14 protein-coding genes are annotated in these 14,947 nt (G+C 50.1%); 3 read left to right on the top strand and 11 right to left on the bottom strand.

The window, feature by feature from the left end:
* A partial coding sequence (locus CFLAV_RS17400) for a toll/interleukin-1 receptor domain-containing protein (RefSeq protein WP_007416096.1) occupies positions 1 to 492 on the top strand: 492 nt, incomplete at its 5' end.
* Positions 493 to 819: 327 nt separating this feature from the next.
* Here CFLAV_RS17400 and CFLAV_RS17395 read toward each other — a convergent pair.
* Both CFLAV_RS17395 and CFLAV_RS17390 read right to left on the bottom strand, forming a co-directional pair.
* Positions 820 to 1,920 carry a protein kinase domain-containing protein gene (locus CFLAV_RS17395; RefSeq protein WP_040549221.1) on the bottom strand — a complete coding sequence of 367 codons (1,101 nt, stop codon included), beginning with the start codon at positions 1,918 to 1,920 and terminating at the stop codon, positions 820 to 822.
* Entirely contained in the window at positions 1,917 to 3,635 is a 1,719-nt protein-coding gene (locus CFLAV_RS17390; protein ID WP_007416094.1) for a DUF262 domain-containing protein, read from the bottom strand. The genes CFLAV_RS17395 and CFLAV_RS17390 overlap by 4 nt, the downstream gene beginning before the upstream one ends.
* A gap of 321 nt (positions 3,636 to 3,956) precedes the next feature.
* Between CFLAV_RS17390 and CFLAV_RS17385 the strand changes: the two genes are divergently transcribed.
* Positions 3,957 to 4,172, top strand: a complete 216-nt coding sequence (locus CFLAV_RS17385) for a hypothetical protein (protein WP_007416093.1) — start codon at positions 3,957 to 3,959, stop codon at positions 4,170 to 4,172.
* Positions 4,173 to 4,358: 186 nt separating this feature from the next.
* Here the strand turns inward: CFLAV_RS17385 and CFLAV_RS17380 are convergent, their stop codons facing one another.
* The 6 genes from CFLAV_RS17380 to arsS all read right to left on the bottom strand — a co-directional run bounded on the left by CFLAV_RS17380 (position 4,359) and on the right by arsS (position 10,609).
* Positions 4,359 to 4,586 carry a hypothetical protein gene (locus CFLAV_RS17380; RefSeq protein ID WP_007416092.1) on the bottom strand — a complete coding sequence of 76 codons (228 nt, stop codon included), beginning with the start codon at positions 4,584 to 4,586 and terminating at the stop codon, positions 4,359 to 4,361.
* A 777-nt stretch (positions 4,587 to 5,363) separates the two neighbouring features.
* Entirely contained in the window at positions 5,364 to 6,881 is a 1,518-nt protein-coding gene (locus tag CFLAV_RS17375) for a mercuric reductase (protein WP_007416091.1), read from the bottom strand.
* A gap of 4 nt (positions 6,882 to 6,885) precedes the next feature.
* Positions 6,886 to 7,593, bottom strand: a complete 708-nt coding sequence (locus CFLAV_RS17370) for a TVP38/TMEM64 family protein (RefSeq protein WP_007416090.1) — start codon at positions 7,591 to 7,593, stop codon at positions 6,886 to 6,888.
* A 6-nt stretch (positions 7,594 to 7,599) separates the two neighbouring features.
* On the bottom strand, positions 7,600 to 8,367 hold the full coding sequence (locus CFLAV_RS17365) for a DUF547 domain-containing protein (protein WP_007416089.1): 768 nt from the start codon (positions 8,365 to 8,367) through the stop codon (positions 7,600 to 7,602).
* 24 nt (positions 8,368 to 8,391) lie between these two features.
* Positions 8,392 to 9,561 carry a DUF8838 domain-containing protein gene (locus tag CFLAV_RS17360; RefSeq protein WP_007416088.1) on the bottom strand — a complete coding sequence of 390 codons (1,170 nt, stop codon included), beginning with the start codon at positions 9,559 to 9,561 and terminating at the stop codon, positions 8,392 to 8,394.
* A gap of 103 nt (positions 9,562 to 9,664) precedes the next feature.
* The gene (gene arsS / locus CFLAV_RS17355; protein WP_007416087.1) at positions 9,665 to 10,609 is read right to left on the bottom strand and encodes an arsenosugar biosynthesis radical SAM (seleno)protein ArsS; all 945 of its coding nucleotides are present in this window, start codon (positions 10,607 to 10,609) and stop codon (positions 9,665 to 9,667) included.
* Between the two features lie 348 nt (positions 10,610 to 10,957).
* Here arsS and CFLAV_RS32555 point away from each other — a divergent pair, with 348 nt between their 5' ends.
* Positions 10,958 to 11,359 (top strand): ester cyclase, encoded by a 402-nt coding sequence (locus tag CFLAV_RS32555; protein ID WP_160164607.1) that lies wholly within the window; start codon positions 10,958 to 10,960, stop codon positions 11,357 to 11,359.
* Between the two features lie 5 nt (positions 11,360 to 11,364).
* On the opposite strand, the gene CFLAV_RS17340 is transcribed toward CFLAV_RS32555, so the two are convergent.
* From CFLAV_RS17340 to CFLAV_RS17330, 3 genes are read right to left on the bottom strand one after another with little or no spacing between them, the layout of a single operon-like run.
* A complete protein-coding gene (locus tag CFLAV_RS17340) occupies positions 11,365 to 11,802 on the bottom strand; it encodes a response regulator (RefSeq protein WP_007416084.1) in 438 nt (145 codons plus the stop codon).
* A gap of 3 nt (positions 11,803 to 11,805) precedes the next feature.
* Positions 11,806 to 13,329: a sensor histidine kinase gene (locus tag CFLAV_RS32550; protein ID WP_007416083.1), complete on the bottom strand. Its 1,524-nt coding sequence runs from the start codon at positions 13,327 to 13,329 to the stop codon at positions 11,806 to 11,808.
* Positions 13,330 to 13,366: 37 nt separating this feature from the next.
* Positions 13,367 to 14,860 carry an ATPase domain-containing protein gene (locus CFLAV_RS17330; protein WP_007416082.1) on the bottom strand — a complete coding sequence of 498 codons (1,494 nt, stop codon included), beginning with the start codon at positions 14,858 to 14,860 and terminating at the stop codon, positions 13,367 to 13,369.
* Positions 14,861 to 14,947 lie beyond the last annotated feature (87 nt).

The raw sequence follows: 14,947 nt of genomic DNA, 5'->3' as shown, positions 1-14,947 counted from the left end.
AGTTTCCTCGAATTGAATCGCACTCATTGGGCGGTGAAGGAGGGCGGCATTCCGAGGGAATTTCTTGCCAAGGTCGTACCATCTTATGACATTGTGCTTTCATTTGCTGGTGAAGATCGGCCATACGTTGAAAAAGTAGCACGATTTCTTCGTTCAAAAGGCGTGAAGGTTTTCTATGACAAATTTGAGGAGGCTCATCTATGGGGCCGTGATCTGGCCGAGCACTTCGACATGATTTACGGCACGAGTGGGCGCTACTGTGTCATTTTCATTTCTAAAGACTATGTGAAGAAAATGTGGACGCGGCATGAGCGACAAACGGCCTTGGCAAGAGCATTGAAAGAGCAAAGCGAATATATTCTTCCAGCTCGATTTGATGATACACCAGTCGATGCCATTCGTTCCACATTGGCCTACATTTCACTCTCAAAACTGAAGCCGTCAGAATTTGCGCATCAAGTTTTAAAGAAGCTCGGACGCGACACCGCATAAAGGCAAGCAATTCAAATTCTACACTAAATCACCCAACATTACTAATTACACGTGTAGAAATCATCCTATAGGAGGAATCCCTCTTCACTCCATAACACCAAAACCCCGCCTCCAGTGGAACAATTCAGCTCGATCAGTTAATTAAATCGCCTCATATTTCTCTTGCACTAAATAAAAATATAATCGGCGCACTTTCTCACCGAATCACTTTTTCCACTCGGGGCTGCCAATTGAATCCCTTCTGCAGACGATTCTCGACAAATTCTAAAAGGACTTCAAAATGAACAGCTGGGAATGTTCCCTAAAACGCTTGAATCCATATAAGACTTAAAATATGCGACCTTCCAGCTGATGAGAGATTACAACGGCTTCTCTAAATAGGCCCTCCCATGAATCGAGAAGATCCGCGGCATTTGGTCTCTTACTAACATCGAAAAGCAGCATGCTTTGTATGAGATATTGAATGCCGGCTTTCTGGGAACATTCAAAATTCGCAAGTGGATTAAGTTTTACTTCTTCAAACAAGTTCTTGACTGCTGGAATATGCGGATTTTGCCCCGTGAAAAGCTCAGCTAAAACCAAACCCAATTGAAACACATCGGATTTCACAGTAAGTTCTGCCCTTCCTTTACAGTATTCTACCAAGTCAGGGGTCCGATAGAAACGGGCCATTCTAGGTCCAGTGCTGTCTAAAATAAAATCAACATCCGGATTGGCGACTGCGGCTTGGCCTACGCTGGCAACCACCGCTTGGCCTACGCTGGCAACCACCGCTTGGCCTACGCTGGCAACCACCGCTTGGCCTACACTGGCAACCACCGCTTGGCCTACGCTGGCAACCACCGCTTGGCCTACACTGGCAACCGGTTCACCTATTACGAGACCAGCGGATGAAGGTTCTAAAAGCTTTAACAGACCGAAATCCCCAAGTATGCACGCCTTTCCTCGGACGAAAATATTATATGGTTTAATGTCTCGATGAACTACTTTAGGATTGCGTTCAGCTAGATATGCTAGGGCAGAAAGGAGCTGGAGAGAAAAAGCAAGCTTTTCAATCATACTTAAGCCGCTCAGCATTGCTTGGTGAAGTGTCTTTGGCAGAAAATCCGCTATTACAAAAGGAAAAATTAGGCGGGACGCGCCTGCCGAAACAGCATATTCTCCGTCATCGTAAACCCTCATTATTGAAGGGTGATCGCATTTCTTTAAAAAATCTACTTCCACCTTAAATCGTCCTAACCTCACAGGATCGGTAACTTTCGAGAAAAGTTTGAGAGCAAAGAGAACTCCCCGGTGCTGCCCCGCCATAGCTTCAACGAGATACACACTCGAATTTCCTCCCCTACCCAGCGGTTGAAGCACCCGGTAGTAAACTCCAGAATTGGAATGAATCCGCTGAAATACTTCTAAGTCGGGAGAAGGGTTCATATCGTAGGCGAAATCTGCCCATACAAAAGATTTCCGAACTTCCATGTATCAACAGCCAAGTCCGCCAGATATTCAGCCCGGTGCCGAACGGAAGGAGGTCCGTTCTTGCAGTAAAATTCTACATTCCTCGTTAGTTCTAACTCCGATCTTGAGCATACTTTTAATTTGGCATCAAAGTTTTCGAAAAGAAGTGAATCCTGATATGTATCTTCGAGCAAAACCACATTGCCGAGGCTATGTGATGTTTTTTCAGAATCTTCAGTGTCATCCACCACATCAAAAATATGGATTGGAGACACAACTCCTTTGAGCTCTCTTACTCTTTCAAGATTTTCGCCTGGTGCAAAAACTCCCCTCTCGGTCAATTCTAGTTCGAGTAAGAAGTAAATTAAACGAGAAGCCTTGTATTCTAAATGCTGACAGAAATCTCTGTGAAAAGTTTCGTCATCGGTGAGCAGCTTGGTTAATGAACTTAAGCTGTCGAACGAGTTTTTAATTTGTCCCAAATGTATTTGCCTGGCGAGCCATCCAAATTGCTTTTCAAGTACTCCAGTACGTCCTTTACCGATTACTTGGTAACGCACGATAACGACCGTCAACGCCCACAAAAAGCTAGCAATTTCCTTTTTATCGAAGCGATTCATTGCGGCTAGAATTAGAGGCCTGACCTGTCGGCTGCCGAGTAGACTTAAATCTGCAATAAGTCTTCTACAATCTTTGCCATATTGAGACCATAACTCGTGCTCAGGATCTTCGATAGCTGAGCATTTTTCGGATGCGTCCGCCAGATCAACTACTAGTTGGCGTGCTCCAGGTTCGTTTTCATATTCTCGCCGGAGTCGGTTAAATAATTCGAGTTTTTGAATAATTCCGAAGCGAGAAGTCCAAAATACCTTCAAAAAATCATCTGCGTCTTTTCCCTCAATATTTTGCGTCATAACAGACCACTTTGAGCGAAATAATTCGATGTTTTGGACTCCAGCCTTACTAAAAATATAATTTTTTACTAAGTCCAATGCGGAAAGATCTGCTCCTCTATCATTTAATGCTTCGAACAGGATATAGGCGTTTGCTTCCGAGGAGACATCCAGGCACACTACTTTTACACGCGTTTCTAAATACGATGAAAGACGAAATAAGCGCGTTGCTTGTTCCTCTTTACTATTTGCATTGCAACTTGCAAATCTTGCAATCCATTCACGGCAAAAACTGGAGGCTTCTAGAAGGTCGTGATTTGAAGAACGCTTTGGCCATGTTTTAAGCTCCTTTTGAATTTCGCTATTAGACACTGGTTTGATAACAAATTCTTCAAAAATCTGACGATTCTCTGAATTCAGACGCAGTCGAGGAGTATACTTGCCCCCCAACTGACGAACACCCATGAATTCTGACTCAATCTGGTCTGCATCCTCCTTAAACTCGCGCGCCAATAACCACTCCCGAATCGCCGCATAAATCATTGTAGTGGTAGCTAATCTTTGTTGCCCATCCAACACCTGCCAAACGTTATCCAAAGGCCCCATCAGCACTACAAGACCAATAAAATACTCCTCCTCAGATCTCTCAACAGCTTGTTGAACATCTTCAAGGTAGCGTTCAACCTCTTCTGTAGTCCAAGCAAAATTCCTTTGGTGTTCTGGAACGCAAAAGAGTTTCCTTTGGGTTATTAACGCTCCAATTCCATAAGTGTTTGCTTCTAATCGTGATTTAAGCATGGATCGCACCTCTGCTGTTTAATTTTGGAAGTATCAATATCAGTAATAAGTGGAATATCCAAGGGCAAATTAATGAAAGAATAAACTGGTACCCAATGCCGCGGTCATCACCAATCATTACGATTCGCTGGCCCGCCGGGACTTCACCGCCCTGGCCAATCAGTGGGGCCACGTGCTCGATGGTTACTCTTACATACCTGATCCCTTGGGTCTGCGCACCAATCTCATGCGTGAACGGGTCGGTCTTAATTAATTACACTAGTTAAGCGTATTGCTGCGCCTCTCTTGGCCAGGTGATCTCCGGCAAAAAATACTGGAACGATGGCAGGCCAGCAGTTCGAATACGGCTTCGATGAAATCAGCAACCGCACCAGCACCCAAGCCGGTCGCGATTACCATGGACAAAACCTCCGCTCCGCCACCTACGATGCCAACGACCTCAACCAATACACCAATCGCACAGTCCCCGGATACATCGATATCATCAACGTCGCCAATAACAACGCGCCAACACACACCTGCCCATTCTCCATCTAGACAGAACTGAAAATCCTCGTACCGTTAAGCAAGGGAGGGTATGAACCGGAGTGATGGGTTACACTTCCGAGCACTATGGCTTGGAAAACGGTAACAATTGAAGAAGTTTGCATTCAACCAGGCGCCTTGGTTGATAACCAGAAAGTGCCTGCGCGGAACGCCCATGCAGGCACCTAGGCAACTTAATTAATTGGCTTGAACCTGGATTTGAGCAAATTGGTCAGGATGGCTGAGGGCTGTCTCCACACTTGGAAATGACTGCCGGGCCACCCTGGTTCGTGTTGCACGCTCTCTAAGTCCGGGATAAGAGCTATCGACGCGTGCCAAGGTCTGTTGGAGCCTTTCTTTAAGTTGTTCCTGACTCTGCAACCGGCTCATCAACTCTGCCATCAACTGTGCATTTTCGGTTCCCATAGGTTCTTCTTTTTGTGAGGAGGCGGTTTCAACAACCCACCATTCTCATTACCTTATTCATATCTGACTTATTTCGACGGTCTGCCTGCTAAACGCCCCAACCACAAAGATGAGTTAACATAGGACGATGTTACCCGTACCTCCATGGGGAGAAATGCACCGCGCCACGTATGGTTAAACCCCAATTTGCAAAATGTGATTCTTCACTCTGAAACATGAACGCGGACAATTGATACCGGTCTTCGGAGGCTTGGAAGACATTGCCTATCAACTGCAAATTACCTTCGGAATCACTCCCTCCTCCGGGTTTTGAGAACAGTTAGAGCCTGTTTTAAAATTCTGGAGGGTGCTGTTTTCGCGCAAAAAGCTGTATGGCAAGGCGCGACGAAGGAGAATATCCCTGGTGGATCTTCGACTAAGGAGCAGCGCCGCCAGACGGCCTTTTGCGCGAAAACCCTCCGGGCGGCGGTGCTTTGGTCACGGCCTGCGTTAGCTCGGCCCTCACAGCCCGCTGCGGGGATGCTTGGTGCCCGTGCGGAAGCACCTCGCCGCCTTGGCCGCAGCCAAAATCCCCAACCGCACCACCCTCCATAATTTTAAAACAGGCTCTTAGCCGGGACGATTCAGTTGGATGGGAAGCGGTTGTGCAGCAGATTTTTGCACAAAGCGAGGCGTGAGTCGCGAGCATATCCAAATTGGATACGTAAGCGACGAACAACGAAGCCTTTGTGCAAAAAGATCAAGCAAACGCGACCACTCCAACTGAATCGTTCCGGCTTAGCGCGTAAAAGCCAACCATCTTCGCAATAGCTTTTTCACCGTCGGTGTTAGGCGGGTTCGATTATAAGCATCACCGCACTGCCGAATCGCTTCGGCTTGTGTGGGATAGGGATGGATTACGGAGGCCAGTCTGCCCAGCCCAATTTTTCCCGTCATGGCCACGCTGACTTCGCTGATCATTTCACCCGCATGCCGGGCCACAATGGTGGCACCTAAAATCTGGTCAGTGCCTCGTTTCACGTGAATTTTTACAAACCCTGTTTCCTCACCATCACAAATTGCGCGATCCACTTCGTCGAAACGCCGCAGGTAAGTATCCACCTCCATTCCGCGTTCCCTCGCTTCGCGTTCGTACAATCCAACGTGGGCAACCTCCGGGTCGGTGTACGTCACCCATGGCATGTTGAGAGCGCTCAGTTTCTTACGACCAAAAAACAACGCATTCTGAATCACGATCCGCGCTGCGAAATCGGCCGCATGTGTGAACTTCCATTGCATGCAGATGTCTCCGGCCGCATAGATTCGTGGATTGCTCGTTTGCAAATGATCATTCACCTCGATGCCGTGGCGCTGGTCGTAGCGCACCCCCACTGCCTCAAGGTTCAATCCCTCCACATTTGGCGCACGCCCGGTTCCCGCAAGAATTTCATCCACGGCGATTGAATCCGTCTGGCCGTCCGTTTCAAAATGAATCCATTTCTCGGCACCTTTTCGCTCCACTTTTTTTACATCAGCATTCAAAACCAGCCGCAACCCTTCTCGCACAAAGTTTTTTTGCACCACCCCTGCAGCATCGCTATCTTCGCGGTCCAGAATATGGCCGTGCTTGTGAAAGAGCACCACTTGTGAGCCCAATCGTTGAAAGGCCTGCGCCAACTCGCATCCGAGCGGTCCGCCGCCAATTACCGCCAATCTCTTAGGCCGCTCCGTCAGCGAAAAAACGGTCTCGTTCGTCAAATATCCAGCCTCTTTGAGGCCTTCAATTGGTGGCTGCACCGTGCGTGCTCCCGTTGCGATCACTGCCTTCTTGAACCGCAATTGTTTTCCAGCGACTTCAACGGTTTCAGTCCCGGAAAACCTGGCCTCGCCCAGGAACACATCGATGCCCATTTCCGCAAAGCGTTTCACAGAATCGTGCGGACTGATCTTTGCACGAACTGCACGCACGCGTTCCATCACCGCTGCAAAATCCACCTCCACACCCGGCGGAACACGAATACCAAACTGCAAAGCGTCCCGCGCATCGGCCGCTGCCCGCGATGACCGGATCATCGTCTTGGACGGCACGCAACCCACATTCAGGCAATCGCCACCGAGAAGATGCTTCTCAATCAGCGCCACCTTGGCTCCCAAGCCTGCCGCCCCGGCCGCAGTCACCAATCCTGCGGTCCCTGCCCCAATCACCACAAGGTTGTATCGCCCGGTTGGCGTTGGATTCACCCAATCGTCCGGATGCACCTGCGCGACCAGTTGCTGGTTATAGGCATCCCACGGCAGAATTTTTTCGGCACTCATCCAATTAATTATTTGCAATTTGTTCGTTCAGGGCATTGCGCGCAATCCTGGTGACAAAAATTGTCACCACCACTGTGGCGATTAAACCAATTCCATACAGAGCCCATTCGGCAGGCGTGCGGGTCCGCTCCCCCGCCAACCGGGCCAGGGAACCGATATAGACATACATCACCGTTCCGGGCATCATCCCAATCCACGATGCGAGCACATAATCGCGCAGTGAAATCCTTGTCAGACCGAAAACATAGTTCAAAAGGGTGAAGGGAAAAATGGGTGATAGCCGGGTCAACAGCACAATTTTCCAGCCTTGCGCGGCCACGGCTTTATCGATGGCTGAAAACTTTTCGTTGTGTTCGATTTTCCGGGCGATGGCATTCCGGGCCAAATAACGCCCGATTAGAAAAGCAACGGTCGCCCCCAATGTCGCGCCGATGGAAACCAGGATCGAGCCTTTCACCACGCCGAAAATAGCTCCTGCCCCCAGCGTCAGTATGGACCCCGGAATGAGGAGCACACACGCCAGGATATAAATCAATACAAAGGCTGCCCAGCCCCAGGCTCCCAGGCCGTTGATCCAATCCAGCAACTTTTGCAAAAAGGTTTGGACATGCAGGTATTTGCCGAGGCCGATCAGAAGCAAAATGACAACGATCCACAAAACCCATTTCCATTTGGAAGACGATTTGCTCCCTGTTGCGCTCGCCCCGTTCATGGCCCATTATTTGCCAACTGAGGAATCGTTTAGTGACCAATCATAATCGGTATAACGAATCTTAAACTCGCCCCCGTTCGTTAATGCTGCCTGCTCCTCTTTTGTGAAAAAAGGCGTGATCCACTTAAGCACTGGAGAGCCCTTTTTTTCAAAATCCTGGGCATACCATTTGAAGATGGGTGAGAGATAGACAACATGAGCCGAGACATCCACTCGATTCTTTTCCTTATTACCAATAAATCTCCTGCCCTGATCATCCAGTTGCTCATTCAATTTCTTTTCCGTGTAGGCCTCCTCACGCAAGGGCGGGCAACCGTGCGCCGCACAAACCAGCGCAAAATGTACTCGCGGCTCCGCGTACCGTTTCCGCAAAATCCCATGCTCAAGGTCATCCAACGTAATCGTCTCGCCCCAAAGATGCACCACCTTCTGCTTCCACGGCCCGTTGAGCACTCCGCCGATATCCTTAATGCTCTTTACCGGATAATGATCGACGATCAGGCGCAACGTTGCCGCATTATAAAGATTGATTAAAAACGCCATCTGCTGGTTTTCGTTCCACCGGGCAAACTCATCTTCCGGGACGCTCGCCAGTTGATCGAGATAACTGTTCAACTCCTGTGGATGCGTCTTCAATCCTGCATAATTTACCAATCCATTCTTCACATATTGTTTGAGCACCCGGTCGAAATGCTGATGAGAGTGATCAAACTCCGCTGCTTGAACGAATTCAGTGAGGCTGAGCACTAACAAAAGAATTGTAAATAATCTCATGATTGCCCCTTCTGGATGAAAGTCTTAGCAGCAATTTCCCCCACCACCATCACAACATTGGCTGGCTTCGGTGGTAATATTGTATTCCTGACCTTTGGTTTCCCTCGGATGTCGTAATGAAGTTCTCGAACAATCAAATGGCTTCGCCTCTTCCAGGGAGATGGGCTTTACAGGATCAATAAATGCGAAGCACTGCTTGTAAGGCTCCTTCTTATAAAGCTGATAGGTCTTGTCACACACGGCGTAGCGGAGCCCTCGTTCCATGCGATGATTGTCATCGTCCAACACTTCCTTAAACGGCCCCAGGTAAACCACCGCCTGGTTACGGTCGTGGCAAGGGCCCTGTTTGCCCTTATAGGCAGCGATGGTAAGTGAGCGGAATTCGATTCCTTTCACGGTCTGCCAGGGTGAATCGTCACGTTTCAGGATTTGCACTCCGTAAAACCCTGCGTTGGTGAACGCCTTTAAAAATTCCGCTTCGGTCAATGCCCCGGAGATACAGCCGCTCCAGAGAGTAGGATCATTTTGCAATTCCTGGGGCACGGCTTCGTCCGCAACGATGTCTGAAATTACCGCTCGCCCGCCCTTTTTCAGCACCCGAAAAATCTCCTCGAATAGCTGGCGTTTGGATTTCGCCTCAACCAGGTTCAACACGCAGTTGGACACAACCACATCCACGGAATCGGTTGCCACCAAGGGATGCCGGACCCGTAAATCCTGAGCTCGTTCATCCGCAGCCAAAAAGGAGGCGGCATCTGAAATCGGATGTTGCTTCAACTCGCGGTCCAACAATTCGAGGTCAAGCGCCAAATCCTGGATGCGTCCTTTGCGAAATTCCACATTCGCGTAGCCAAGTCGTTCCGCCACGACGGGGGCATTGCGGCGCGCGACTTCCAGCATATCATCGGTCATGTCCACGCCGATGACCCGGCCTTGGGGACCGACCACCTGTGCTGCGATAAAGCAAATCTTTCCGGTGCCGCTGCCCAGATCCAGCACGGTTTCACCCGGCTTCAAATATTTGCTGGGATCGCCACAGCCATAATCCTTTTCAATGACTTCCTTTGGTATGATTTTTAGGAATTGAGGATCATATGAGATCGGGCAGCACAGGGCCGCTTCCGGCGCTTTGGCAGCGGCTGCGTAACGGTCTTTGACAGCAGATTCAGTGCGTAGCGAAGTGGTTGTATCCATAGTCCAAAAATCCGGTTAATTGCCTATAATAGTAGCAAAATCAAAAATACAAACGACAGCGAAAAGCCGTTGGATGCACGGACAACTGAATTATTCCACGCACTCAAGCCAAAGTTCCGGTGCAACTGCTGCCGCAACCGGCAGTGCAAGCCAGACAATGGGTTCCGGTTTGAATCGGTCGATTCTCCAGGTATTCCGGGGTGACATCCCATAAATAAAGCGGTTTCCCGTTCTGCAATTGCATCCCGAGCATCTGATTGAAATCACAGTCGTAAAGCTCCCCCCGGTATCCGACACTCAACGTGTTGCGGCACATCAATCCTGCAATCGTCCCGGGATTGAAACTATTGGCGAGCAGTTCCAGATATTCATTCCACTTCCCCTGCTTCCGCAGATCTTCAGCGAATCGTGCAATCGGTTGATTTGTGATCGTGAACAGCCGGTTGAAAATGATCCCAAACTCGCGTCCCAACACTTCCTTGTAATCCGCTTCCAACTCCGCCTGTGGCCCGGGCAGCTTTGCACCGAGCGGATTGTAAACCAGATTTAACGGCAACCGCGTGCCATATCCCACCGCATTCAGCTTCTTCAAGGCAGCAATGCTTTTATCGAACACTCCATTGCCGCGTTGTTGGTTGACGTTTTCCTTTGAATAACAGGGCAACGAGGCAATTACCTCCACCTGATGGGCCGCCAGGTATTCAGGCAGGTAATCGTATCCCTTTTCTTCAATGATGGTCAGGTTATTACGATCAATGACGTGCGCTCCATTTGCCACTGCCTTTTCAACGAAGTACTTAAAGAACTCACTGATCTCCGGTGCGCCACCGGTAATATCAACGATGGCAGGGCAGTACTTCTCAATCCATTCGCCGAGGCGATGCGCCGTAGTTTCATCCATCATCTCCGTCCGCCAGGGTGCGGCGTCCACATGACAATGGCGGCAGGCCTGGTTGCACTTGCGTCCCACGTTGATTTGCAGGGTTTGCAATGCGTCGCGTCTTAATGTCAGCTGAAGTTCGGCGAGTTTTTGTTCGAAGACATTCATGTGCCCACCAATTAGTTAACATAGGATTTTGAATTCTCATAACCAAAAAGGGCGGCTGAAAAGCCGTGAATGAAGGCATTCCACATTAGTGGACGCGTATCCATGGAGATGTTGCTGCCCGTTCTCAATGGTTCGGAGCCATTGCAGGTACTACATCCAACGAGGGACACCCAAGGGCTGACGATTAAGAATAATTTTTCCATACGCTTCTCTTTCAGCGGCAACGGCGCCCCACTTCTGAATTGCAGCGGGCAGACAAGGAAGAGCACCGGACTTCCAAACCATTAAGAATTGATTTGCAATCTGGAGTCCAGAATGCGAAATGGAAGAACAACCCTTTACAATCTTATGGCCAAAGAAAATGCAACCGTAGTGGCGCGTTGGTTCGAGGAGGTATGGAATCAAGGCAAGGTCAGCACGATCAATGAACTCATGGCAAAGGACGGCCTGGCTTACGGGCTGGGGGCCGGACCTATACATGGTCCAAAGGGCTTCCTGCCCTTTTTTCAGCAAATAAAAAGCGCCTTCCCTGACGTGAATATCAAGTGCGAGCAGTTTGTGACCGAAGGCGATTTAGTGGCAACACGTTGGTCGGCCACCATGACACATGGAGGACATTTCCTGGGAAAGGAAAGTACTGGCAAACAGGTCAAGACGGATGGCATGAGCATCTGCCGGATTCGAGATGGCCAGATATTGGAATCGTGGAACAACTGGGACTTGCACGGCGTGATGCAGCAACTCGGCTGAATGCTTCAAGGCGCGAAAACGTTTTGCTTCAGCCAGTAATCTTTCAAGCTGCGAGCCATCTCCGTGAGTTGAGGAGAACCCGTCGGTTTGACCAGATATGAGTTGGCGCCGGACTGATAGGCCAGTTCCACATCGCGGCCTTCACGGGAGGTGGACAAAATGATCACGATGAGAGTTTTAAACTGGGATTGCGCACGAATCCATTGCAGGACTTCATGGCCGCTCTTGCGGGGCAATTTGAGATCAAGCAACACCAGGGAAGGGATCGGGTATTTATCACGATCGGCGTAGATTCCGGTCCCGGAAAGAAAGTCGATGGCCTCCTGGCCATCGGTGGCGACCAAAAGCGGGTCAGCGATTTCAGCGGTTTTGGCCGCACGTTTCATGAAGAAAACATCGTCCTCGTTATCTTCGACCAGAAGAATTGGTTTTACAGTATGCACGATTTAACCTTTAGGTAATTGGATCCAGAATTTACTGCCCTTGCCCAGTTCCGACTTTACTCCCACGCTTCCTCCCATCCGCTCAACCGCCTTTCGCACGATGGCCAGGCCGATGCCAGTGCCCTCATACTTTCCCTCAGGAACCGCGCGTTCAAACATTTTGAAAATGCGGTTTTGATAATGAGGATCGATGCCAATTCCATTGTCCTGGAAATTGATCCTGACCTGGTCTTCAACCATTTCCGTCCAGACCTTCACCTCAGGAACCACGCCAGGGGCTACAAATTTCACGGCGTTGACCAGGAGATTGGAAATGCATTGGGTCAGCGAGGCCTCATGCGCCAGGACGCCCAGCAACGGCAATTGAAGATCAATCTTTGCCGTGGGCGGTTGCAGGGGGGGATAATGTTGAATGATGTCGGTGACCAACTTCTCCAGGTCAACAGGTTGAATGGTGATGTCACTACGGGTGGCCCGGCTATACGTCAAAATGTCCTGGATGAGGCGGTCCAATCGATTGGAAGCGTTGATAATACGGTTGATGTACTCCCTGCCTTCGCCGTTCAGTTTCTCGGCAAAATCCTCCATGAGAAACTGGGAATAATTTTGCATGGCCCGCAAGGGAGCGCGGAGGTCATGTGAGACGCTGTAGGAAAACGCCTCCAGTTCCGAAATGGTTTCCTCCAGTTTGGCGGTGCGTTCGGCAACCGTTTTTTCGAGATCAGTGGCGTAATGGCTAAGCTGGTCCTTGGCGGCCTGGAAGGCGATTTCGACCTTCTTGCGGGCGGTAATATCCGTAGCCAGCATGGCAATGCCATTGGATGAGGGATAGATACGGAGATCAAGCCACTTTTGCTCCCGCTCATTCAAATGTTCCAGTTGCACAATGACATTCTCTGCCATGGCACGACGCATCTCCTGTGCAACAATGGATTCCGCCAGGTGAGGAAAAAGATCCCAGATGCTTTGGCCGAGCATTTTTTCAACCGTCAAATGAGAGGCGGTGGCGGCTTGTTCGTTCACATAAGTATAACGCCAGTTCTTATCCAGAGTGACGAAGATGTCATTGATGCTCTGAAGAATGGTTTCCCGTTGTTCCAGCAGGTCGCGGACCTGATACTGACGCCGGCGTGAACGCAAGGCGGCCTGCATGGTATTTACCAGAGTCAGCGGCCGGAAGGGGCGTTCAAGAAACGTGACGTTGCCGGTCGGGCCGAACACAGTCAAACGCTGCATCGTTCCTTCCGTGGCTTCCGCACCGCTGGTGACGATGGTGATGGGAAGGTCGGACCAGGAGGGCTGGTGGGCACAAAGATCGACCAGGACCTGCACCGAACTTGAGCCCAAGGCCTCTTCCGCAATGGCAACGGCGCCGCAGCCGAATTGAATCTGATGAGCCAGATCGAACATGTCACGGCAGGCTTGCGCTTTAAAACCAGCTTTGATCAGGAAGGCGACAGTCAGTTCCGCATCCTGCCCCGTAGGGGCAAGGACGAGGATGCGATCTTCAACTTTGACGGAATTCACAAGAATAACAGCGACAATGTAGCACTAGTTGGAGAATTTATTTCAATTTTAAGCCCTGCTCTGAAGGGCTTCGAAAATTGGGCACGCCGGTCAGCACGCCTTGAAACTCCTTGAGTGGCGGGCCGATGTGAAGGCCCTCTGAATCGAGTTTAAATTCGCGAATGGTTCGTTCGTGGCTGCCGCTACGCTTTTTAATGACGGAGATCGCCTGACGCACTTCGCCAAACGCCTCGAAATAGCGATGGAGCACGACCGTATCGGCCAGATAGGTGAGGTCTACTGCCGATTGCATGTTTCCCAACATTCCTTGTTGCGCCAGCACCATGATCGTGATGACACCCTGCTGGTTAAGGTAGCTGAGCAGTTCATGTAATTGGAGACTGAGGAAACGTTCCCCCGGCATGGCGTTCAAGTAGCCGTTAATGCTATCGATAATAACCATCCGGGTGCCATCCTTTTCCACGGCCTTTTGGATGGAGTGGGCCAGTTCTCCCGGCGAGATTTCCGCAGGGTCAATCTGTTCAATACAGAGCAGTCCCGATTTGAGGTGCGGGCGAATGTCCATGCCGAGGGCAATGGAGCGACCCACCAGCGTGCCAGCAGTTTCATCGAAACTAAAGAATCGCACTTTTTCGCCCTTGGCAACAGCGGCGGATGCATAGCGCATGGCCAGGGTGGATTTGCCCGTGCCGGGAGGGCCCATAAACATGTTGCTCGTACCACGATCAATTCCACCTCCCAACAACGCGTCGAGTTCGGCAATTCCACTTGGAAAGGCTTCGCGTTTAAACTCGGTGTGGTGTTCAGCTGCTATCAAACGGGGGAAAATCACCATGCCGCCCTTTTTGATGACGAAATCATGCCGACCCTCCATGAACTTCACCCCGCGCACCTTATCGACGGTGAAAGTGCGTCGGGAAATTCCATATTCAGGCGAGGTTTTTTCCATGCTGAGAACTCCATGGGCAATGCTTTCCACCTGCGCATCGCGCGTGTCAGCCGATCGGTCATCCAAAAACAGGACCGTGCAATTCCGGCCGGCAAAAAATTGTTTCAGGCTGAGCATCTGCCGCCGAAAACGGAGCGGCGTTTCCGACATCAAACGCAGTTCTGAAAGCGAATCAAAGACCACTCGGACCGGGTTTGTGCGTTCAACTTCACTCAGAATAACACGGGTGGTTCGATTGAGTTCGACCTCGGATGGATGAAAAAAAGTGTTTTCAGTCTCACCCTTGAGTTGCTGTTCGATGGCTGACAGTTCAAAGAGCGCGAAATGCTCCAATGACCACCCATGAGATTCGCTGACACCAATCAATTCGTCCTTGGTTTCAGAAAGCGTAATATATAGACCCGGCTCCTTGAGACGAACGCCTTCCAGCAGGAATTGAAGAGCCATGGTGGTTTTGCCCACGCCAGGATCGCCGGAAACCAGGTAAATTCGGTTGCGCGGCAAGCCCCCGCAGAGGATTTCATCAAGACCTGGAACCCCGGTGGTCACCATATTACTGGAATTGTTTACAACTGAACTCATAATAAAAACACGCGCGATTCTGCCATAGGCACTTCGCTTTCGGGTAACGAGAGAAAGAAATTACAAGGACAGTGCCTCAAACACTTT

The sequence above is a fragment of the Pedosphaera parvula Ellin514 genome, assembly GCF_000172555.1.
Taxonomy (GTDB): Bacteria; Verrucomicrobiota; Verrucomicrobiia; order Limisphaerales; family Pedosphaeraceae; genus Pedosphaera.
The sequence above is the reverse complement of the archived record's forward strand: the minus strand, read 5'-3'. Positions and strand labels throughout refer to the sequence as shown.

Excerpts from the sequence above, each read along its gene's own strand:
- CFLAV_RS17375 (WP_007416091.1), bottom strand. The coding sequence starts at position 6,881 with ATGAGTGCCGAAAAAATTCTGCCGTGGGATGCCTATAACCAGCAACTG.
- CFLAV_RS17370 (WP_007416090.1), bottom strand. The coding sequence starts at position 7,593 with ATGAACGGGGCGAGCGCAACAGGGAGCAAATCGTCTTCCAAATGGAAA.
- CFLAV_RS17330 (WP_007416082.1), bottom strand. The coding sequence starts at position 14,860 with ATGAGTTCAGTTGTAAACAATTCCAGTAATATGGTGACCACCGGGGTT.
- CFLAV_RS17360 (WP_007416088.1), bottom strand. The coding sequence starts at position 9,561 with ATGGATACAACCACTTCGCTACGCACTGAATCTGCTGTCAAAGACCGT.
- CFLAV_RS17395 (WP_040549221.1), bottom strand. The coding sequence starts at position 1,920 with ATGAACCCTTCTCCCGACTTAGAAGTATTTCAGCGGATTCATTCCAAT.
- CFLAV_RS17365 (WP_007416089.1), bottom strand. The coding sequence starts at position 8,367 with ATGAGATTATTTACAATTCTTTTGTTAGTGCTCAGCCTCACTGAATTC.
- arsS (WP_007416087.1), bottom strand. The coding sequence starts at position 10,609 with ATGAATGTCTTCGAACAAAAACTCGCCGAACTTCAGCTGACATTAAGA.
- CFLAV_RS32555 (WP_160164607.1), top strand. The coding sequence starts at position 10,958 with ATGGCCAAAGAAAATGCAACCGTAGTGGCGCGTTGGTTCGAGGAGGTA.
- CFLAV_RS17385 (WP_007416093.1), top strand. The coding sequence starts at position 3,957 with ATGGCAGGCCAGCAGTTCGAATACGGCTTCGATGAAATCAGCAACCGC.
- CFLAV_RS17390 (WP_007416094.1), bottom strand. The coding sequence starts at position 3,635 with ATGCTTAAATCACGATTAGAAGCAAACACTTATGGAATTGGAGCGTTA.
- CFLAV_RS17380 (WP_007416092.1), bottom strand. The coding sequence starts at position 4,586 with ATGGGAACCGAAAATGCACAGTTGATGGCAGAGTTGATGAGCCGGTTG.